Below are 20,809 nucleotides of genomic sequence, written 5' to 3'. Positions count from 1 at the left end.
TGCGAATAGTGGCAAGAGGGGTGCCTGGTGGGGGCGGGCGGAGCAAGGGGTCGCGTTGCGCGCCGAACGGCTCCCGGGGGGCTTGTCGAGGCCCGCTCGTCCCGGGGTACTCCCCTGTGGCTGTCCCGTGACGTCGTGGCCTCGGGTGTCGGCGCACTGTGAGGATGGCGTGATGTCGTACCGGTCGGGGGGCGGTGTCGGTGATCGTCTACCCTCTTCGCCATGGGCGTGGTGATCGGGGTGGTCGGCGGATGAGTACGGTGTGGCTGTTCACGGGTGACAGCGTGACTCAGGGGGCGTTGCACACGTTCGGGTGGCGTGACTATACGCAGTTGTTCGCCGAGCGGGTGCGCTTCGAGTTGAACCGGCCGTCCGATGTGGTGATCAACACCGGGGTGAGTGGTCAGAAGGTCTCTCAGCTCGATGTGGAGAACGCGGTGTTGCGTCATCGGCCCGATGTGGTGGTGCTGATGTTCGGGCTCAACGACTGTGTTGCGGGGCCGGCGGGTCTGCCGGCTTTTGGCCGTGACTATGCCGCGGTGGTCTCTCGTGTGCGGGAGGCGGGTGCGAAGGTGGTGCTGCAGACGCCCAATCGGGCGCCGGAGTCCGGTTGGGCGGATCTTTCGGCTTATGCCGAGGTGGTGCGTTCGCTGGATGCGGATGTGTTGGTGGATCATCATGCGGCTTGGGATGGTGGCGAGCATTGGATGGGGTCTGGGTGCCATCCCAATGAGTACGGGCATCGGGCGTTGGCGAGGAATCTGCTGCGGGCGCTCGATCTGTGGGAGCCGGTGGGGGTGAGTGGGTCGTTGTTCATTCCGTGAGGTGTGCCGGGGGTGGGGTTAGGGCGGCGTCTGTTCCTGGTTGATGCGGGTGAGCAGTGGCGGGGTCCAGTGGGTGCCGTAGGCGAGTTGGAGGTGTGGCAGTCGCCAGTCGTCGCCGGTGACGGCGCCGCGGCAGGTGGGTGTGGCGCAGTGGCAGGTCATGGACCAGGTTGCGACGCCGCTGTGGGTGGCGTAGTCGATGGTGAGCTCTTCGCCGGGGGCGATCTGTCTGCGGGCGGCCAGGGTGGTGGCGTCGGTGTGCCAGAGGGTGGGTTCGCAGGAGTGGTTGCCGTAGCGCGCCGGGTGGTCCGGGTCGAGGAGCAGGTGGAGGTCTTCCTCGACGGTGAGGCTGCTGTAGGGCGGGGTGAGGGAGGCCAGGGTGTCGTTGTCGATGAGGTGGCCGCCCAGGCGCATGACGATGTCGTCCTTGCCGATGTGTTGGCGGGCGAACAGGCCGGTGCCGTGGATCGGTGAGCGGGTGGCGCGGGCGTGTGGTGTCAGCCAGGACCGGTGCGGATAGGCCGGGCTGGTCATCGGTGGCCCCCTTTTTCGGGACGCGGGCGTGGGGATGGGACGGGCGGCTGGGGGTTGGGTGGGCGTTGTTCGTGGGGTTGGTGGGAATTTTTTTCGGGGGTCTGCGCCTTCTTTGTGATCTTGGCGGGTGGATTGGGGATGTGGGGTTGATCTGGGGTTTTGGGGGGTTGGGCGGGGTGCGTCGGGGCTTCTCCGGGTGCTGACGGGGGCTTTGACGGCGTGTTGATTCACTGTCTTTGTCATGTTCGGTGGTTTTAGGGTAGAGCTCCTGCTATTCGCTCAGCGAGAGGAGCAGCACGTGGGGAACCAGTCGGTTTTATGTCCGGTGTGTCAGGGGGTTCTGCCTGCTTCCGACAGGGAGGCGTACACCCCGCTGCGGGGCCGGTTGATCCTGACGAACGGGTATTGCGGGGGTGGGCACGCCGAGCGGCGTGCCGAGGTGTCGGAGGTTGAGGAGACGCGGCAGGTGGCGCGTCCGTTGCCGGTCCCTGGGGTGGTGGCGCCGGTGCCGATGGGGCGGCGCTGATTTCTCTGCTTATCGGTGGCCTGGGGTGGTGTGCCAGTAGTCGCGGGTCTGTACGGCCAGGCCGTCGGGGTTGAAGCGGGCGAAGACGCAGCCCGCGAGGGTGATGGGGTGGCCGTTGTCGAGGGCGTGGACCCGGAATTCGATGGCGGCCTGGTCGCCGTCGACGATGGGGGTGGTGAAGGTGACGTGGGGGTCGCTTTCGCCGGTGAAGGATTGCCGGATGTAGTCGGCGATGGCGTCTTTTCCGTGGTGTGGTGGGCGGAAGGGCATGCTGGTGTGGGTGGCGTCGTCGCTGTAGAGGGCGATGATGGCGGTGGTGTCGTGGTGGGTCCAGCCGTGTTGCCAGGTGTCGGCGAAGTGCTGGGCGGCGGCGCGGGTGTCCATGTGATCCATTGTGTGCGGTGGGTTTCGGGTGGGGTTCCTGGTCGGGGTTGAGGTGTCTCCCCCGCCAGGATTTTTTTCGGGCATATCAGGGCAATTTGGCTGCTCAGCTCGGCTGTCTGCGGTGATTTGTCAGCATCGGTGGAAGATTCGTGTCAACATCTAGAGATGCCTGGGCCTTATGGGACTGCCGTTAATGCCGGTACTGGTGGTGTTCGTCCGCTCGCGATCGGTTGACGCCTCTCCCCTGCCCGCTGCCCTTGACGTCTCCGCGAAGGAAGATCCGCGTTGCGCATCCTGCTCCTGTGTTCCTCGTTCAACGGCCTGACCCAGCGTGCCTGGCTGGAGCTGCGGCGGGCCGGCCATGACGTGAGCGTCGAGCTGGCGATCTCCGAGCGGGTCATGGTGGAGGCGGCCGAGCTGGTCAAGCCGGACCTGGTCATCTGCCCGTTCCTGAAGGAGCGGGTGCCGGAGGCGTTGTGGCGCGGGCACCGTACGGTGATCATTCACCCGGGGCCGCCCGGGGACCGGGGGCCTTCCTCGCTGGACTGGGCGATCGCCGAGGGCGAGCGCGAGTGGGGGGTCACGGCGCTGCAGGCGGTGGAGGAGATGGACGCCGGCCCCATCTGGGGGTGGCGGACGTTCCCGATGCCGTCGGAGCCGCCGCGCAAGTCGGCGCTGTACAACGGGCCGGTGTCCGACGCGGCGGTGGAGCTGGTGGCGGAGGTCGCGGTCAAGGCGGCCGACCCGTTGTTCGCGCCGGCGCCGCTGGACTACCGCTCCCCCGGCGTGACGGGACGGCTGCGGCGGCCGATGCGGCACGCCGACCGGGAGTTCTCCTGGGAGCAGCCGGCCGAGGAGATCGTTCGGGTGGTGCGGGCGGCCGACGGCGCGCCGGGCGGCCGGGCCCGGTTGTGCGAGTTGCCGGTGCGGGTGTTCGACGTGCACCGGGGCCCCGATCTGGCGGGCGCGCCGGGGGCGGTGGCGGCCCGGCGTGAGGGGGCGGTGCTGGTGCACACCGGTCAGGGGACCGTGTGGGTGGGCCATCTGCGCCTGGAGGCGGCCCCGGAGGCGGGCTCTCCGGTGGGTTCTCCGGTGGGTTCTCCGGTGGGCGGGGTGAAGCTGCCGGCGACGATGGTGCTGGGTGAGCGGCTGGCGGGTGTGGGTGAGCGGGCCGGCTACAGCGAGATCACCTATGAGCGCGGCGACGAGGTCGGGGTGGTGAGCTTCGACTTCTACAACGGCGCGATGTCCACCGACCAGTGCCGGCGGCTGGCGGCGGCGTTGCGGTACGCGGCGGCGCAGGACACGCGGGTGCTGGTGGTGCGCGGTGGCGAGGTGTTCTCCAACGGCATCCACCTGAACGTGATCGAGGCGGCACGTCATCCGGAGCTGGAGGCGTGGATGAACATCAACGCGATCAACGCGGTGTGCCGGGAGATCGTGGAGTGCACGTCGCAGCTGGTGGTGACGTCGATCGCGGGGAACGCGGGGGCGGGCGGGGTGATGATGGGGCTGGGCGCCGACCGGGTGATCGTGCGGGAGCCGGTGGTGCTCAATCCGCATTACCGGACGATGGGGTTGTTCGGCAGCGAGTTCTGGACGTACGTGCTGCCGCGGCGGGTGGGGGCGCAGGCCGCGGCAGAGCTGACCGGGCGGGCGTTGCCGGTGGGGGCCGCCGAGGCGGTGGAGGTGGGGCTGGCCGATCGGGTGGCGGGCGGGTCACGGCAGGAGTTCGAGCGGCGGGTGGTGGACTTCGCGCACCGGCTGGCCCAGGACTCCTCCTACGACGCGTTGCTGGCGGCGCGGCGTCAGGCGCGTGAGACCGACGACCGGCGCAAGCCGCTGGACGCCTACCGGGCCGAGGAGCTGGCCGAGATGAGCCGGGACATGTTCGACGACCGCAACGGGTTCCGGGCGGCGCGCCGGGCGTTCGTGGGCAAGGCGAGGGCGCAGGCCACTCCCCCGCATCTGGCGGGTCATCGGGAGTTGTCCGGCGCGTCGGGCCCCGCGGTCGCGGCCGCATCTCATATGTGAGATATGGTCCTGTGTTGTGGCAGATGATTATCTTGTGCGGATCGGCCGGCTCATCCGGGATGCGCGTCAGCATCGCGGTTGGACGCAGCTTCAGCTGGCCGATGCGCTGGCGACGAGTCAGAGCGCGGTCAACCGGATCGAGCGCGGCAACCAGAACATCAGTCTTGAGATGATCGCCCGGATCGGGGAGGCGCTCGACAGCGAGATCGTGTCCCTGGGGTATGCCGGCCCGATGCATCTGCGGGTGGTGGGCGGGCGCCGGCTGTCGGGCAGCATCGACGTCAAGACGTCCAAGAACGCGTGTGTGGCGCTGTTGTGCGCGTCGCTGCTGAACAACGGCCGCACGATTCTGCGCAAGGTGGCGCGGATCGAGGAGGTCTACCGGATCCTGGAGGTGCTGGCCTCGATCGGGGTGCGGGCCCGGTGGATCAACGAGGGCAGCGACCTGGAGATCGTGCCACCGGCCCGGCTGGAGCTGGAGGCGATGGACACCGAGGCGGCCCGCCGGACCCGCAGCGTGATCATGTTCCTGGGGCCGTTGATGCACCGTACCGGGGAGTTCCAGATCCCGTACGCGGGCGGCTGCGACCTGGGCACGCGTACCGTCCAGCCACACATGTCGGCGCTGAAGCACTTCGGGCTGGACATCACCGCGACGGGCGGTTTCTACCACGCCAAGGTGGACGGCGGCGCCGCCCCGGCGCGGCCGATCGTGCTGACCGAGCGCGGCGACACCGTGACGGAGAACGCGCTGCTGGCCGCGGCCCGCCACCCGGGGGTGACGGTGATCCGCAACGCCTCCTCCAACTACATGGTGCAGGACCTGTGCTTCTTCCTGGAGCAGCTCGGCGTGCGGGTGGAGGGCATCGGCACCACGACGCTGACGGTGCACGGGCTGGCCTCCATCGAGCGGGACGTCGACTACTCCCCCTCCGAGGACCCGGTCGAGGCGATGAGCCTGCTGGCGGCCGCGGTGGTGACCAGTTCGGAGCTGACGATCTGCCGGGTGCCGGTGGAGTTCCTGGAGATCGAGCTGGCGGTCCTGGAGGAGATGGGGCTCGACTGCGACCGCACGGGCGAGTACTGGGCGGCCAACGGGCGTACCCGGCTGGTCGACCTGACGGTGCGGCCCTCCAAGCTGGTCTCCCCCATCGACAAGATCCACCCGATGCCGTTCCCGGGGCTGAACATCGACAACGTGCCGTTCTTCGCCGCGATCGCGGCCGCGGCGCAGGGTTCGACGCTGATCCACGACTGGGTCTACGACAACCGGGCGATCTACCTGACCGAGCTGACCCGGCTGGGCGCCTCGGTCAAGCTGCTGGACCCGCACCGGGTGCTGGTGGAGGGGCCCACGCGGTGGCGCAGCGCCGAGATGATGTGCCCGCCGGCGCTGCGCCCGGCGGTGGTGGTGCTGCTGGCCATGATGGCCGCCGAGGGCACGTCCGTGCTGCGCAACGTGTACGTGATCAACCGCGGCTACGAGGACCTGGCCGAGCGGCTGAACGCGCTGGGCGCGCGCATCGAGACCTTCCGCGACATCTGATTTTCGTCGGTGGCGGCCGCTACCGTCTCCTCTGCAAGCAACATCACCCGCAGGCGGCCTGCCGGCGGGTGGGCGCGTTCGGTGCGTCGCCGAGATGTGAGGAGGGGAGCCGGTGCGGCCCGCGGAGCTCGACAGGTTGACGGTGGGACAGGCGGCTGACCGCTACGTGGAGCTGGTGGTGGCCAAGACGTCGACGGGCGCCCTGTCCCCGGCCACGGCCGAGGTCTACGCGCGTGACGTGGCCACGCTGGTGGCGCTGGCCGGCGCCGACGTGGTGCTCGACGACCTGACCGGCGAGGACGTCGACGCGATCTTGCTGGCGTTCGCGCGCAAGCCCGACGCGCGGCAGGCGGGCGGGTCGGGGCCGGGGCAGTCGCCGTCCTCGCAAGCCCGGTTCCGGCGGTCGATCTCGGCGTTGTTCAAGCACGCGACGCTGGCCGGGTGGGTGCAGATCAACCCGATGACGGCGGCGACGGTGACGGCCAAGCAGCGGGGCGGGCTGCGTCCGGAGCGGCGGGCGCTGACGCGGGAGCAGGCCCAGGGGCTGATCGGCGCGGCGCGGCAGTTGCGGGAGGCGCCCGAGCAGGAGGGCAAGCGGCGCGACCAGCGCATGCAGTTGCGCGACGCGGTGATCGTGCTGCTGCTGTCGACGGTGGGGCCGCGGGTGTCGGAGCTGGTGCGCGCCAACGTGGAGGACTTCTTCACCAACGACGGGGTGCGCTACTGGCGGATCTTCGGCAAGGGCGGCCGTACGCGTGACGTGCCGCTGCCCGACGACGTGGCCGAGGTGTTGCAGGCGTACCTGGCGCGGGGGCGGGGCCAGGTGGCCGGCGCCGACGACGGCAAGGCGCTGCTGCTGTCGTGGCGGGGGCGGCGGCTGGCGCGGGGCGACGTGCAGGCGGTGATCGACCGGGTGCAGCGGCACGTCGATCCCGATCAGCGGCGCTCGGTGACACCGCACGGGTTGCGGCACACCACGGCCACGCATCTGCTGGCCGACGCGGTCGACATGGACGCGGTGCGGCGGGTGCTGGGGCACAGCGACCTGTCGACGCTGGGGCGTTACCGTGACGAGCTGCCCGGGGAGCTGGAGGTGGCGATGCGGTCGCACCCGCTGCTGCGTGACAAGCCGTCCCGATAGACCGGTTGCCCGGCGGTGATCCGGTTGGTGATCCGGTCGGTGATCGGGGTCGTGATGGCGGCCATCGGAGTCGTGATTGGCCGGGGGCGGGCGGGGGCTGGTTAGCTCGGCGGCGTGAACGGACAGATCACCACCGGATGGGTGGACATCGCGGGCATGGCGGCCTACACGGCCCTGCCCGTGGGGGTGCGGCGGCCTGTGGGGGTACTGGTCGCCGGTGAGATCTTCGGGGTGAGCGGGTACGTGCGGCGGATGGCCGATCGGCTGGCGGGGCTGGGGCATGCGGTCGTCGTCCCCGACTTCAACCACCGGCACGAGCTGTGGCCCTCCCCTGGGCTTTCGACGGCTCCTTCAGCGGCTCCTCCAGCGGCTCTGACGACTTCAGCGGCTCCGGCGACGGAAGACCCGGCGGCCCCTTCAACAGGTCCGTCAACAGGTCCGTCAACGGGGCCATCGGCGGGTTCCTCGGCTAGCCCGCCCGCGGGGCCGTCTGCGGGGCCGTCAGGGGATCCGGCGGCGGGATCTTCGGCGGGCTTTGTGCGGGAGGGGGCTGAGGCGGGGGGGGCCGGTTGCCGTGGACCCGGTTGCCGTGGACCCGGTTGCCGTGGACCCGGTTGCCGTGGACCCGGTGACGGGTGGCCCGCTGGGGCGGGTGGTGGAGTTGCCGGCCGATGCGGACGGCCGGGAACGGGGGCTGGAGCTGGCCTGGCTGCTGCGCCGGGAGCAGGTGCTGGCTGACGCGCGCGCCGCGTCGGAGCATCTGCGGAGCGTGGGCGCCTGGCCGGCCGCGGCGGTCGGGTTCAGCCTGGGCGGGCACGTGGTGTGCTCGGTGGCCGGTGAGCTGGGGCTGGCGGCGGCGGTGGCGCTGTATCCGGGCTGGCTGACGGGCACCGAGCTGCCGCTGAGCCGGCCGGAGCCGACGCTGGAGCGGGCCGCGCGGGCGCCGGGTCGGCTGGTGGTGCTGCTCGGCGCCGACGACCCGATCATCGACGGCGATCAACAGCGGGCGATCGGGGAGCGGATGGAGACGGTGGTGTACCCGGGGGCGAGCCACGGGTTCGCCGCCGACGAGCGTGACAGCTTCCATCCGGCCTCGGCGCGGGACGCCTGGCGGCGGATCGAGGAGGTGCTGGACGAGGTGCGCCGCTCCCGTACGGACTGACCCTGGCCCGGGTGGGTCAGGTGCGGGCGGGGGTGGCGCGGCTCGCCAGGCGTTCGAGGGAGATGCCCAGGACGTCGGCCAGTGAGGCGATGGTGAAGAACGCCGGCGTGGCGATGCGCCCCGTCTCGATCTTGCGGAGGGTCTCGGCGGACATGCCGGCCGCGGCGGCGACCTCGACGATGCTGCGCTCGCCTCGGGCCTGGCGCAGCATGTGGCCGAGCTGCTCGCCGCGCAGCCGCTCCTCGGGGGTCAGCGGGGATCGCACCATGCCCCCAGCCTACACCTGTGGGATACTTATACCGGTATTGTTATCGTCCCCGGGGTAGGCCCAGAGCCGACCTCTGGGTCAGGGGATGCGGGACACCTCGGGGAAACGGCTGTCGGGCTCCTGGAACAGGCGGGTGGGCTTGCCCAGCAGGTGCAGGTCGAAGAACGCCCCGATGTAGGCGCGCTGGGCCGCCACCGACCGTTGCGGATCGATCGTGCCGACGAAGTCGGCGACCGGCACCCCGCCCTGCTTCCCGTCCGCCGCCTTGGGCAGCGCTGCGGCGATCTGCGGCAGCAGCGCCTGCAGGTCGGTGAACGAGCCGTGCGCGGCGCCCTTGAACCGCAGCTCCCGCTTCCACCCCTTCGAAGCCCGCCAGAACGACTTCCAGCTCGGCTCGTTTTCCCGCGTGTGCGCCTGGGCCGCCAGCTGCAGGAACGGCCTGGTCACCCCGGTGGCGGCGACCGGGCCGACGTAGCCGCCGTCGAGGTTGACCCCGGCGTCCACCCGCGGGTCGTCGTGGACGAGCTGGGCCGCCACCGACCCGCCCAGAGACTGCCCCAGAGCCCCCACCCGCGACAGGTCGGGCGCGCCGCGCAACCCGTCGGGCAGCCGGCCGCCGCCGATGGCCCGTCCCCGCCCCAGGGCCGTGACCTGGTCCAGCACGAACCGCATGTCGGCCAACCGCGCCCGCGAGTGCCGCTCCAGCAGCGCCGCTATGACGCGCGGGGTGAGCTTGGCCGGCAGGGGCAGCGCGCGCACGACCCGCCCGCCGGGGAACTCCACCTGGTCGGCCTCATAGGTGTGGTCCACGGTGACGACCAGGTAGCCGCGCGAGGCCAGGTCCTGCACGAGCGTGGTGCCCAGCGTGCGCGGCCCGCCGTCCCCGGAGCCGAACAGCACGACGGGCAGCCGGCCCGCGCCGCGCTCGACCGGCGCGCCGGAACGGGCGGCGGTGCGGGTGGCGGCCCAGTCGACGGCGCCCTTGGCGATGCCCATGGGCGGCGCGGAGCGGCGGTCCCAGTCGGCGGCGGCCAGGGGCGCCATGTGGGGGGCGAGCGGCTGGGTGCCGTCCTTGGCCGGGTACCACAGGCTGACCATCAGCTCCCGGTACGGCTTCGACCGCACCAGGGGGTCACGGCGGGAGCGGTCGACCAGGCGCAGGGCGACGGTTCCCACCGGGTGGGGACCACCGGGCGCGGGCAGGGCGACCGTCACCGCCTGCCGCGCCTGCTGGGCGTGCAGGGGGACGGTGGCGGGCGTGAGGGTAAGGGCGGCGACGGCCAGAGGGGCCGCGTACGTCTTCACGGGCATGCCGATGTTCTCCTCGAACGGGAAGGAAGGCGGGGGGTGTGGTCCGAGGCTGGCAGGCCGGCCCGCGGACGGGCCAGCGGCCACGGACTGACCTGCGGGTACGACTTTCGGATGAGGGGCTCCGATGTTCCTCCTTGCGGAGGATGGGGGGCGCCGCGGCGCGGCCCTTAGGGTGGGCGCATGACTCCGGCCGCCCGCCCGACCGCGACGATCGGCTCGACGGTCCGCTCAGCGGTCCGCTCGACGGTCCGCTCAGCGGTCCGCTCGACGATCGGCTCGGCCGTCCACCCGATGATCGGCTCGACTCTGTGATCGGCTCGACGATTGGTTCGACAGCCCGTTCGGTGATGGGCTCGGTGATGGGCTCGGTGCCGCCCGTGGCCGCAGACGCGCTGCTGGCCGCGGTGATCTTCGTGGTCACGCTGGGGCCGGGCCGGGTGGCCGAGGGTGGCCCGGCGGTGCTGGCCTTGCAGGTGGCTCTGGTGGTGCCGTTGGTGTGGCGGCGGCGCGCGCCGCTGCTGGCGCTGTGCGCGATCGGCGGGGCTGCCGCCCTGCAGTGGGCCGTGGGGGTGCAGCTTCCGGCCGACGCCGCGCTGCTGGTCGCGTTCTACACGGTGGCGTCCCGCCGCCCGTGGCAAGCGACGCTGGCCGCCGCGTTCGTACTGGAGGCCGGGGTGGTGGCGGCCGCGGCGCGGTGGGCGCCGCCGGGCCGGATGCCGTTGACGGTGGCGGCGCTGAGCGCGATGTCGGCCGCCGCCCTGGCCGCCGGCCTGTGGACGCGTACCCGGCGGGCCTACGTCGCCTCCCTGGAACGCGACCGCGACCAGCGGGCACGTCTGGCGGTGGCCGAGGAACGCGCCCGGATGACGCGCGACATGCATGACATCGTCACCCACAATCTGTCGGTCATGGTGGCGCTGGCCGACAGCGCCGCCTACGTCCACGACCGCGCGCCCGGTCAGGCTGTGGCCGCGATGGCGCAGATCGCCGACACCGGCCGCCAGGCACTGCGCGACATGCGCCGCTCCCTCAACGCCGACCAAGCCGCCGACCAGAGCGCTGGCCAAGCCCCCGGCCAGAGCGCCGGCCAGGCCGCTGACGAGAGCGTCGAGGAGGGCGTCGAGGAGGGCGTCGGCCAGGAGCAGGCGCCTGGCATCGCCCCGCTGCACCCGGCGCCCGGGATCGCCGACCTCGCCCCGCTGGCCGACCGGATGCGCGCCGCCGGCCTGCCGACCCGGCTGCACGTCGACGGCGACCCGGCCGACGTCCCGGCCGCCGCGCAGCTCACCCTCTACCGGCTGGCCCAGGAGGCGCTGACGAACACGCTGCGGCACGCCCCCGGCGCCCGCGCGCACGTCCAGGTGCGGCTGACCCGCAGGCGGGCCGACCTCGAGATCACCGACGACGGCGGCAGTGGCGGCGGCGGCCGCCCGGCGCCCCTGCGGCCCGACGGGCGGGGACTGGCCGGGATGCGCGAACGCGTCGCCGCCTACGACGGCACCCTGCACGCCGGCCCGGCCCCCGGCGGCGGCTGGCGGGTCGCGGCCGTCCTCGACCTGTCCGGCCCCCATCTGTCCGGCCCGGACGTGCCATGACCATCCGGCTGCTGATCGCCGACGACGAGGCGCTGCTGCGCATGGCCTTCCGCATGGTGCTGGACGCCGAACCCGACCTGCACGTCGCCGGCGAGGCCGCCGAAGGGGAACAGGCCGCCCTGCTGGCCCGGCGGCTGCGCCCCGACGTCGTGCTCATGGACGTCCGCATGCCCGGTCTGGACGGCATCGAGGCCACCCGCCGGATCGTCCGTGACTGTCCCGCCTCACGGGTGCTCATCCTGACCACCTTCGACCTCGACGAGTACGCCTTCGCCGGGCTCAAGGCCGGTGCCGCCGGGTTCCTGCCCAAGAACACCCCGCCCGCCGACCTGCTCAGCGCGATCCGCAGCGTCGCCGCGGGCGAGGCCGTCCTGTCGCCGCGTGTCACCCGCCGCCTGCTGGACAGGTTCGCCCCCCAGCTCACCCCCGCCCCCCGCGAGCAGCACCGGCTGCTGGGCCTGCTGACCGCCCGCGAGCACGACGTGCTCGTCCAGGTGGCGCGCGGCCTGTCCAACGCCGAGGTCGCCGCGGCGCTGCATCTGGCCGAGGCCACCGTCAAGACGCACCTGAGCCGCGTGCTGCTCAAACTGGGGCTGCGTCACCGCGCCCAGGTCGTGGTGTTCGCCTATGAGAGCGGCCTGATCCGCCCCTCCTAGTGACCCGTCCCGGCGGCCTGCCGTTCGGCCCGGTGGACCAGCGCGGCGATCCGGGCGCTCACCTGCCGCCACACCCCCGGCGGGAATCCGTGCCCCATCCCCTCGACCAGCAGGAACTCCGCGCCCGGGATCGCCTGCGCCGTGGCCCGCCCGCCGGCGGGGTCGGCGGCGGCGTCGGCCGCGCCGTGGATCACCAGCGCCGGCACCGCCAGCCCGGCCAGCGCCTCCCGCCGGTCGCCCGACCCGATCACCGAGGCCGCCTGCCGCAACATGCCGGCCAGCGACCAGCCGCGGTCCCACGCCCGCTCGGCCACGGCCCGCACCGCCTGCAGGTCGGCGGGCATGCCGCCGGCGCTCGCACCGGCCACCATGCGCGCCACGTACAGCTCACGGGTGGTCGGCGGCGGCCCCGGGACGCCGCGCGCGGCACCGGGGCGCGGCGGTGGCGGTGTCATGCGGTCGCCGTGCGTGGACATGATCGAGGTGAGCGACCTGACCCGCCCGGGGTGCCCGACGGCGACCGCCTGGGCGATCATGCCGCCCAGCGACGCGCCCACCAGGTGGACGCTGTCCAGGCCCAGGACGTCCAGCAGCCCCACGGTGTCGGCGACCAGATCGGCCAGCGTGTAGGCCAGCGAGGAAAGGTCACCGGCCAGCGCCGCGGCGAAGTCCGGCTCGCCCGCGCCGTCGAACCGGGTGGAGCGCCCGCAGTCACGGCCGTCGAACCGGATCAGCTGCAGGCCGTGCCCGACCAGCTCGGCGCACAACCCGTCAGGCCAGTTGATCAGCTGACCGCCCGCCCCCATGATCAGCAGCACGGGCGGCGCGGCCCGATCGCCCAGCCGCTCGTAGACGATGTCCACCCCGGCCGGCCCGACCCCGGACGCCGTCTCCTCGCCCACTTCCGCCCCCTCCTGGCATCGCCGGAATCTGTCGGCGCCCGCCGCTACCGTGACCGCATGGACGACAGCATCGTCATCACCGGCGCGCGCGTGAACAACCTCAAGAACCTGTCCCTGCGCATCCCCAAGAACCGGCTCGTCGTCTTCACCGGCGTGTCCGGCTCCGGCAAGTCCTCGGTCGTCTTCGACACCGTCGCCGTCGAGTCCCAGCGCCAGCTCAACGAAACCTACTCCTGGTTCATCCGCAACCGGCTGCCCAAACACGAAAAACCCGAAGCCGAGGCCATCGACAACCTCGGCGCCGCCATCGTCGTCGACCAGAAGCCGGTCGGCGGCAGCTCACGCTCCACCGTCGGCACCATGACCGACATCCTGCCCGTCCTGCGCGTGCTGTTCTCCCGCTACGGCACCCCCAGCGCCGGCTACTCCTACGCCTACTCCTTCAACGACCCCCACGGCATGTGCCCCGGCTGCGACGGCCTGGGCCGGGCCGTCCGCCTCGACCTCGACGCGCTGCTGGACACCAGCAGGTCCCTCGACGAGGGCGCCATCCGCTTCCCGCTGTTCGGGGTCGGCACCTGGCAGTGGCAGATCTACGCCCGCTCCGGCACCTTCGACCCCGCCAAGCCCCTCACCGGCTACACCGCCGAAGAGCGCCACCTGCTGCTGCACGGCGGCGGCTTCACCGTCGAGGTCCGCGGCAAGAACGGCACCCTGAACAAGGTCGACTACGAAGGCGTCGCCGACCGCTTCACCCGCCTCTACCTCAAACGTGACCTGTCGGGCCTGAGCGACAAGACCCGCGAGGCCGTGCTGGCCTTCGTCACCGAGGGCACCTGCCCCCAGTGCCAGGGCGCCCGCCTCAACCAGGCCGCGCTGGCCACCACCATCGGCCCCCACACCATCGCCGACCACGCCGCCATGGAGATCAGCGACCTCATCGCCGTCCTGACCGGGCTCGGCAACCCCGTCGCCGACACCGCGGCCGCCGCGCTGCGCCGTATCGACCAGATCGGCCTGGGCTATCTCACCCTCGACCGCGAGACCACCACCCTGTCCGGCGGCGAGAGCCAGCGCCTGAAGACCGTCCGCCACCTCGGCTCCAGCCTCACCGGCATGACCTACGTCTTCGACGAGCCCAGCGCCGGCCTCCACCCCGCCGACGTCGGCCGGCTCAACACGCTGCTCCAGGCCCTGCGTGACAAGGGCAACACCGTCCTGGTGGTCGAGCACGACCCCGACGTCATCGCCGTCGCCGACCACGTCATCGACCTCGGTCCCGGCGCCGGCCTGCACGGCGGCACCGTCGTCTACCAGGGCAGCGTCGAGGGGCTGGCCCGCTCCGGCACCCTCACCGGCCGTCACCTGCGCGCCCGCACCCCGCTCAAGACCGCCGTGCGCCGCCCGACCGGCCATCTCACCATCACCGACGCGGCCCTGCACAACCTCGACCACCTCACCCTCGACGTGCCCACCGGCGTCCTGACCTGCGTCACCGGCGTCGCCGGGTCCGGCAAGTCGACTCTCATCGGCGAGGTTTTCACCGCCCAGCACCCCGGTGCCGTCACCGTCGACCAGGGCGCGGTCGCCGTCTCGGCCCGCTCCAGCCCGGCCTCCTTCATCGGCGTCCTCGACCCCGTCCGCCGCCTGTTCGCCCGCGCCACCGGCACCCAGCCGGGCCTGTTCAGCTACAACTCCACCGGCGCCTGCCCGGCCTGCGAGGGCCGCGGCGTGATCCACACCGACCTGGCCTTCATGGACCCGGTCACCGCCGTGTGCGAGATGTGCGGCGGCACCCGCTACAACCCCGAGGCTCTGCGGCACCGCCTGCGCGGCCACACCATCGTCGACGTCCTGGCCCTGACCGCCGAACAGGCCGCCGCGTTCTTCACCGAACCGGCCATCCGCGACCGCGTCACCACCCTGGTCGACGTCGGCCTGGGCTATCTCACCCTCGGCCAGCCCACCTCCACGCTGTCCGGCGGCGAACGCCAGCGCATGAAACTGGCCGGCGAGCTCACCAAGACCGGCGCCGTCTACGTCCTGGACGAGCCCACCACCGGCCTGCACCTGTCCGACGTCGACACCCTCATCGACCTGCTCGACCGCATCGTCGACGCCGGCAACACGGTCATCGTCGTCGAACACCACACCCAGATGGTCAAACGGGCCGACTGGATCATCGATCTGGGGCCGGGCGGCGGCAAACACGGCGGCCGGCTGATGTTCCAGGGCACTCCCGAAGGTCTGCTGACGGCGTCCGGCTCGCTCACCGCCGCGCACCTGGCCGCCGCGCTTGCCTGACCGGCCGCGAACAGGCTGATCGTGCCGCTCCCGGCACGATCAGCCCTGGGTCGGCCCGGTGTCAGCCCTGGGGCTCCTCCGCCGGGCAGGCGATGCCCTTGGCGGGCAGGGCCGCCGAGATCAGGTAGCTGTCCATGGCGGCCGTGGTGCACGCGGTCATGCCGTAGACGCCGTGGCCCCAGCCCTCGTAGGTGAGCAGGGTGGCCTTGGGGCCGAGCTGGCGGGCCACGTTGGCCGACCACTCGTACGGCGTGTCGGGGTCGTGCTTGGAGGTGGCCACCAGCAGCGGCGTGCTGCCCTTGTACCGCAGCGGGTGCTGGGGGTTGTTGACCGGATGGCCCTGGCAGATCGGCATGTCGCCCATCGGCATCGGGTTGTAGCGCATGTCCGGCGCCACCGCGTTGGCGGCACGCATCACCTCGGCGTACTCGCCGTAGCCCCGCAGCGACAGGTTCCAGTCCTGGCACAGGATCGCGGTGGGCAGCTCGGCGTACGTGCCGTTCACCGGCCAGTTGCCGGGAGGGCCGGGCATGTCGTCCGGCACCGGGCCGCCCGCCAGCGCGAGCAGCACCTTGGCCTCCTGCCGCCAGGCGGGCGCCTCGTTGAGCACCACGCCCAGCCACTGCAGGTTGTGCGCGCTCACCGGGCGGCCGTCGCCCGGCCACAACAGCTGACCGCGGCCCGCCTTGGCCAGCAGCCCCTTCCACAACGCCCGGATGTCGCGGCCGCGCAGCACGCAGTCGCTGTCGCGCTCGCACCAGGCGATGAACTCCTCGAAGCTGTCCTGGACGGTGGCCGCCTCGCTCACCTGGAACGCCTTGACGTCCAGGCTGTGGTCCATGTTGCTGTCCAGCACCATGGCGCGGATCCGGCCCGGGAACAGCTCGGCGTACATCTGCTGGGCCAGCGTGCCGTAGGAGACGCCGTAGGAGGTCAGCTTGTCCTCGCCCAGTGCGGCGCGGATGGCGTCCATGTCACGGGCCACGTTGACCGAGTCGAGGTGGTCGTACAGGGGGCCGGTGAGCTTGCGGCAGTCGGCGCGCAGCCTCTTGTCGAAGGCGACCCAGGTCAGGTAGTCGGCCTGGCTGGTCATGACCGGGTAGGGCATCTGGTTGTACACCGAGGCCGAGCAGGTCACCGAGCGGCTGCGGGCGACGCCGCGGGGGTCGTAGCCGACGATGTCGAAGCGCCGCTGGATGTCCTGGCTGAAGCCGGAGGGGCGCAGGATGTCGTTCACGCCGGAGTTGCCGGGCCCGCCGGGGTTGCTCAGCAGGGAGCCGATCCGCGCGGACGGGGCGGTGGCCTTGCGGCGGGCCAGGGCCAGTGCGACGGTCGGCCCGTCGGGCTTGGACCAGTCGACGGGCACGGCCAGCGTGCCGCACTCGACGGTGGGTTCCTCCTCGCACGGCCCCCAGGTGATGCCGCGCTTGCCGACGGCATCCGTGACGTCCTGCCGGGTCACCGCCGCGCCGGCCGTCCCCGCCATCGGGACGGTCAACAGCGTCGCCACCGTCGTGAGGGTGGTGGCGAGCAGGGATGTTCTTCTCAGCACTTTGCTCCTATCGTCGATCGGCACGTCGATCGGCGGGCGGGGCTGCTCGCAGGGCGCATGTTCGGGCCCCCTGGCCTGGCCGTGGAGCATCCCTGTCCCTGCCTCAGCGGCCCGTGGCGGGGCCGTTGCCGTGCCTCTCCTTGATCACGACCCGGAATCTAACAGGCGAAGGTCGCGCCCGTGGACATTACGTCAGAATCTGGACAAATGCGGGTGCGGGACCGGCAGAGCCCGCCCGGCCGGAACCCCGCCGCCGAGTCAGCAGCTCAGGTCGCGCGCCGGCAGCCGGCCCGTGACGAGGAAGTCGGTGACGGCACGATCACCGCAGGCGTTGCCGTTGGCGCGATACACCCCGTGACCGCTGGAGTCCACGGCGACCATCCGGGCCCGCCGCCCCAACGCCTCGCGCATCTTCAGCGCCCCGCTGTAGGGCGTGGCCGGATCCCGCAGATTCTGGACCAGCAGGACGTTGGCCGGGCCCCGCGAACCGACCCGCGTGGCCCGCTCGGCAGGCCGGAACGGCCAGAACGCACACGGCCCCAGATTCACCGGCATGCCCGCGGTCAACGGGTGGGCGGCCCGGCTGCGCCGCACCTGCTGCTCGTGCCGGGCGATCGAGCTCGGCCACACGACGTCGTTGCACATCGTGGCACCGGCGTGCGCGGCGGTGTTCTGCAGAGCGGCCGGCGGCGGCTGGTTCGGCGCGGGCAGCTCGGCGCCGTTCAGCGCGGCCTTCAACAGCCCGGCCAGCATCGGGTAATTGGCCCTGGAGTACAGCGCGTTGAGCAGCGTCTCCCGCAGCAGGTTGCCGCTCAGCCGCTGCTCCGGCCCCGCGCCCGGCCAGGCGAGCGGCTCACGGTCCAGCCGGGCGGCCAGATCCAGGAACGTCCGGCGCACCGCGGCCACGTCGGCGCCCAGGCCGTACTCGCCGTCGCGGGCAGCCGCCCACGCGCCGAAGTCGGGGAAACCGTCCTCCACACCGACGGCGTAGTTGGCCAGCCACTGGCGCGCCACCCTGCGCGGATCGGGGTCGTCATTGCTGTCCAGGATCACCCGATCGGTGGTGCCGGGGAACATCGTGGCGTGCACGGCGCCGGCGTAGGTGCCGTACGAGACGCCCCAGTAGGAGATCTTGTCCTCGCCGAGCGCCACCCGGATGCGGTCGATGTCCCTGGCGTGGTTGCGGGTGCTGATGTGCCGGATCAGCGGCCCGCCGTTGCGGGCGCAGGCCTCGGCGATCCGGCGCGACCACGCCGCGTTCCCGGCGACGCCGCCGTCGGCGTCGGGGTAGGGCTTCATCCGCGTCAGCGACAGGTCCTCGGGCGCGAGCCCGCAGGAGACCGGCGAGCTCTTCCCCACGCCACGCGGGTCGAACCCGACGATGTCGAAGCGGTCGAGCACCTCCTTGGGCAGCTTCCTGACCAAGGTGCTGGGCCGGTTCAGACCCGGGCTGCCGGGACCACCCGGGATGATCAGCAACACGCCACGGCGGAGGTCGGGACGAGCCGTCCTGATCCGCGACACCGCCAGCGTGACCGACGGACCGCCAGAGGCGGAGTAGTCCATCGGCACCTCGATCGTCGTGCACTCCTGGCGGGGATCGACACCCTCGCCGGGCAGGCAGGCGTTCCACGGGGTGACGGCGGCGTGCGCCGGGGCCGCCAGCAGGGTGGCCGTCAGGGTGGCCGCGGACAACAGGGCAAGGGATTTCATCAGGGTCCTTTCGGTTCCGGTGGGGACGTCCACGACTCTGCCGGGTCGTTGATCGTCGAACCAGAGACCTCGTCACCGACCGCCCGTGACCTCATCACGAAACCGACAAAACCCCTGAAATCCGGAAACCTGGAACGGGATGGAACGCCCAGCCGACAAAGACCATCCACCAGAAAGAGACCAGCGTGAAACGCCCCCTGCTCGCAGCAACACTCCTCCTGACCACCGCCCTGCCCACACCCGCCGCCCACGCCGACACCACACCCATCGTCCACGCATGGGGCTACAACTTCTTCGGCCAAGTCGGCAACGGCACCAACGACACCCCCGTCACCCACCCCATCCCCATGGTCTCCACCGGCGGCCACAACGTCACCCAGACCAGCGGCGTCTACCTCGAAAGCTACGCCCTCCACACCGACGGAACCCTCTGGACCTGGGGCAACGGAACCCAGCAAATCCCCCGCCCCGTCCCCGGCCTCCCCCCGATCAAACAGATCAGCAGCGGCACCGGCCACAACCTCGCCGTCGGACGCGACGGCTCACTGTGGGCATGGGGCAGCAACGACTTCGGCGAACTCGGCGACGGCACCACCACCCGCACCCCCACCCCCAAAAAAGCCCCCATCACCGGCATCGTCCAAGCCGCCGCCGGAACCGGCTTCACCCTCGCCCTCAAATCCAACGGCGAAGCATTCGCCTGGGGACTCAACCGCTTCGGACAACTCGGCGACGGCACCACCACCCAGCGCACCACCCCGGTCCGCGTCAAAGTCCCCTACGGCATCACCCAGATCTCCGCCACCGGCGAATTCGGCATGGCACTGCGCAACGACGGCTCCCTCTGGTCCTGGGGAACCAACTCCTCCGGCGAACTCGGCGACGGCACCACCACCGACCACCCCACCCCCATCCGCGTGGACCGCCACGTCTCCGGCATCACCACCGTCTCCGCAGGCATCGCCCACACCCTCGCACGCGCCGCCGACGGCACCATCTGGACCTGGGGCAGAAACTGGACCGGCCAACTCGGCGACGGCACCACCACCGACCACGCCACCCCCGTCCACCTCCCCCTGACCGGCATCACCCACGTCAGCGCCGGCACAGGAGAAAGCCTGGCCATCGACACCACCGGCACACTGCGCTACTGGGGCGACAACACCTACGGCCAAGCCGGCAACGGCACCGCCGGCCCCGACCACCCCGTCCTCACCCCCACCCCGGTCAACGGCCTGACCGGCGTGGTCACCGCCAGCGCCGGCCTCGTCCCCCTCGCCGTCGCGGCACCCGGACCCGTCGTCGTACCCGACCTGACCGCAACGCTCGGAGTCCTGGTAAACCGGCCACTCCTCGCCGTCGGCCTCCTCCCCGGCACCACGACCACCACCCCCGACAGCCGCCTGTGCAACCACCTCGGCGAGATCGTCAGCCAGAACCCCCAACCCGGCCACACCGCGACCGCAGGCTCCACCGTCGACATCGTCGTCGCCGTCCGGCCCGCCAACGGCTGCCTCTGACGACGACACCCCTCACGAAACCCCGTCCACCACCGGAACCAGCACGTGCGTCACCAACTCCCCGGCCGGCGTACACCCCGGATCCGACACATACACCTCCCGCACCGCACCTCTCACCACCAAACGCCGCTCAGCACACCACGCCAGAACAGCGTGCACCGTCAACGCAATCTGGTCATAAGGCCCCACATGAGTGGCCCGCGCGAACACCCCACCCGGCAACACCCCCACCTCGAAACCCTGACCGACCTCCCTCTCGTCGTCCAGCAACAACGCCACCCGGACGTCCACCACCTCACCCACATCAACCGGAAACAACCCCACCAACCGCACCGGCCCGAACCCCTCCGGCACCCCCGCCACCAACCGCGCCACCGCCGCAGACGTAGCCCGCCCCACATCCTCCGGCCCCGCCGCCCGCTCACCCACGAACGCCGCCCGCCCCCCAGGCTCCCGCACCAACCCCACCTCAGCCGCCGGCAACCCCACAGCCAGCACCCGCTCCAACGACGCCAACGTCCGCCGCCGCCGCGCCAACTCCACCTCCAACGACACCCGAACCGACTCCAGCGCCCCCACCTCGCCCGACAACACCCGCCCCACCACCGCCAACGGCACGTCCAACGACCGCAACAACCCGATCGACAACGCCTCCCGCGCCTGGCCGGCCCGGTAATACCGATAACCCGTCACCGCATCCACATACGCCGGACGCAACAACCCCAACTCGTCGTAATGCCGCAACTGCTTCACACTCAACCGACCAAGCCGCGCAAACTGCCCAATCGGCAGCAACTCCTCATCCACCAACACACCCACCCTCACGTAACGTCAGAC

General features: G+C 71.7%; 18 protein-coding genes and 1 pseudogene. 11 read left to right on the top strand and 8 right to left on the bottom strand.

The window, feature by feature from the left end; all coding sequences use genetic code 11:
• Positions 1–251 precede the first annotated feature (251 nt).
• Positions 252–824 (top strand): SGNH/GDSL hydrolase family protein, encoded by a 573-nt coding sequence (locus tag ABZ459_RS27635; RefSeq protein ID WP_357975904.1) that lies wholly within the window; start codon positions 252–254, stop codon positions 822–824.
• A gap of 18 nt (positions 825–842) precedes the next feature.
• Here ABZ459_RS27635 and ABZ459_RS27630 read toward each other — a convergent pair whose 3' ends face one another.
• Entirely contained in the window at positions 843–1,358 is a 516-nt protein-coding gene (locus ABZ459_RS27630; protein ID WP_357975901.1) for an SET domain-containing protein-lysine N-methyltransferase, read from the bottom strand.
• A 535-nt stretch (positions 1,359–1,893) separates the two neighbouring features.
• Positions 1,894–2,268 (bottom strand): nuclear transport factor 2 family protein, encoded by a 375-nt coding sequence (locus ABZ459_RS27625; RefSeq protein WP_357975899.1) that lies wholly within the window; start codon positions 2,266–2,268, stop codon positions 1,894–1,896.
• Between the two features lie 285 nt (positions 2,269–2,553).
• Here ABZ459_RS27625 and ABZ459_RS27620 point away from each other — a divergent pair, with 285 nt between their 5' ends.
• From ABZ459_RS27620 to ABZ459_RS27600, 5 genes and pseudogenes are all read left to right on the top strand, one after another.
• A complete protein-coding gene (locus ABZ459_RS27620) occupies positions 2,554–4,302 on the top strand; it encodes an enoyl-CoA hydratase-related protein (protein ID WP_357975896.1) in 1,749 nt (582 codons plus the stop codon).
• Between the two features lie 16 nt (positions 4,303–4,318).
• Positions 4,319–5,848, top strand: coding sequence for a UDP-N-acetylglucosamine 1-carboxyvinyltransferase (locus ABZ459_RS27615; RefSeq protein WP_352326032.1), 1,530 nt, complete (start codon positions 4,319–4,321; stop codon positions 5,846–5,848).
• Between the two features lie 112 nt (positions 5,849–5,960).
• Positions 5,961–6,989: a tyrosine-type recombinase/integrase gene (locus ABZ459_RS27610; RefSeq protein ID WP_357975892.1), complete on the top strand. Its 1,029-nt coding sequence runs from the start codon at positions 5,961–5,963 to the stop codon at positions 6,987–6,989.
• Positions 6,990–7,145: 156 nt separating this feature from the next.
• Positions 7,146–7,295: pseudogene (locus ABZ459_RS27605) on the top strand (dienelactone hydrolase family protein); the annotation flags it as partial.
• A 298-nt stretch (positions 7,296–7,593) separates the two neighbouring features.
• Positions 7,594–8,151, top strand: coding sequence for a dienelactone hydrolase family protein (locus ABZ459_RS27600; protein WP_357975889.1), 558 nt, complete (start codon positions 7,594–7,596; stop codon positions 8,149–8,151).
• Positions 8,152–8,167: 16 nt separating this feature from the next.
• Here the strand turns inward: ABZ459_RS27600 and ABZ459_RS27595 are convergent, their stop codons facing one another.
• Together ABZ459_RS27595 and ABZ459_RS27590 are read right to left on the bottom strand one after the other, a co-directional pair.
• Positions 8,168–8,419: a helix-turn-helix transcriptional regulator gene (locus ABZ459_RS27595; RefSeq protein ID WP_357975886.1), complete on the bottom strand. Its 252-nt coding sequence runs from the start codon at positions 8,417–8,419 to the stop codon at positions 8,168–8,170.
• A 78-nt stretch (positions 8,420–8,497) separates the two neighbouring features.
• Positions 8,498–9,730 carry a lipase gene (locus tag ABZ459_RS27590; protein WP_357975884.1) on the bottom strand — a complete coding sequence of 411 codons (1,233 nt, stop codon included), beginning with the start codon at positions 9,728–9,730 and terminating at the stop codon, positions 8,498–8,500.
• Positions 9,731–9,910: 180 nt separating this feature from the next.
• Between ABZ459_RS27590 and ABZ459_RS27585 the strand changes: the two genes are divergently transcribed.
• Genes ABZ459_RS27585 through ABZ459_RS27575 form a run of 3 tightly spaced genes read left to right on the top strand, consistent with a single transcriptional unit; the run spans position 9,911 to position 11,981 of the window.
• Positions 9,911–10,042, top strand: coding sequence for a hypothetical protein (locus ABZ459_RS27585; RefSeq protein ID WP_357975881.1), 132 nt, complete (start codon positions 9,911–9,913; stop codon positions 10,040–10,042).
• A gap of 35 nt (positions 10,043–10,077) precedes the next feature.
• On the top strand, positions 10,078–11,325 hold the full coding sequence (locus ABZ459_RS27580; protein ID WP_357975878.1) for a histidine kinase: 1,248 nt from the start codon (positions 10,078–10,080) through the stop codon (positions 11,323–11,325).
• Positions 11,322–11,981, top strand: coding sequence for a response regulator transcription factor (locus ABZ459_RS27575; protein WP_357975875.1), 660 nt, complete (start codon positions 11,322–11,324; stop codon positions 11,979–11,981). Before ABZ459_RS27580 ends, ABZ459_RS27575 begins: the two co-directional genes overlap by 4 nt.
• On the opposite strand, the gene ABZ459_RS27570 is transcribed toward ABZ459_RS27575, so the two are convergent.
• Entirely contained in the window at positions 11,978–12,883 is a 906-nt protein-coding gene (locus ABZ459_RS27570; protein ID WP_357975872.1) for an alpha/beta hydrolase, read from the bottom strand. The two genes, ABZ459_RS27575 and ABZ459_RS27570, sit on opposite strands and share 4 nt — an antisense overlap.
• Positions 12,884–12,940: 57 nt before the next feature.
• Here ABZ459_RS27570 and ABZ459_RS27565 point away from each other — a divergent pair, with 57 nt between their 5' ends.
• Positions 12,941–15,187 (top strand): excinuclease ABC subunit UvrA, encoded by a 2,247-nt coding sequence (locus tag ABZ459_RS27565; RefSeq protein ID WP_357975869.1) that lies wholly within the window; start codon positions 12,941–12,943, stop codon positions 15,185–15,187.
• A 61-nt stretch (positions 15,188–15,248) separates the two neighbouring features.
• Here ABZ459_RS27565 and ABZ459_RS27560 read toward each other — a convergent pair whose 3' ends face one another.
• On the bottom strand, positions 15,249–16,739 hold the full coding sequence (locus ABZ459_RS27560) for an alpha/beta fold hydrolase (protein WP_357975866.1): 1,491 nt from the start codon (positions 16,737–16,739) through the stop codon (positions 15,249–15,251).
• Between the two features lie 258 nt (positions 16,740–16,997).
• Positions 16,998–18,452: an alpha/beta hydrolase gene (locus ABZ459_RS27555; protein WP_357975863.1), complete on the bottom strand. Its 1,455-nt coding sequence runs from the start codon at positions 18,450–18,452 to the stop codon at positions 16,998–17,000.
• Between the two features lie 185 nt (positions 18,453–18,637).
• Between ABZ459_RS27555 and ABZ459_RS27550 the strand changes: the two genes are divergently transcribed.
• A complete protein-coding gene (locus ABZ459_RS27550) occupies positions 18,638–19,972 on the top strand; it encodes a hypothetical protein (RefSeq protein ID WP_357975860.1) in 1,335 nt (444 codons plus the stop codon).
• A 12-nt stretch (positions 19,973–19,984) separates the two neighbouring features.
• Here the strand turns inward: ABZ459_RS27550 and ABZ459_RS27545 are convergent, their stop codons facing one another.
• The gene (locus tag ABZ459_RS27545) at positions 19,985–20,779 is read right to left on the bottom strand and encodes a MerR family transcriptional regulator (RefSeq protein ID WP_357975858.1); all 795 of its coding nucleotides are present in this window, start codon (positions 20,777–20,779) and stop codon (positions 19,985–19,987) included.
• Positions 20,780–20,809 lie beyond the last annotated feature (30 nt).

It is taken from the genome of Nonomuraea sp. NPDC005692 (assembly GCF_040631115.1).
Lineage (GTDB): Bacteria > Actinomycetota > Actinomycetes > Streptosporangiales > Streptosporangiaceae > Nonomuraea.
Note: the sequence above shows the minus strand (reverse complement) of the source record. Positions and strands in the feature narration are given on the sequence as shown.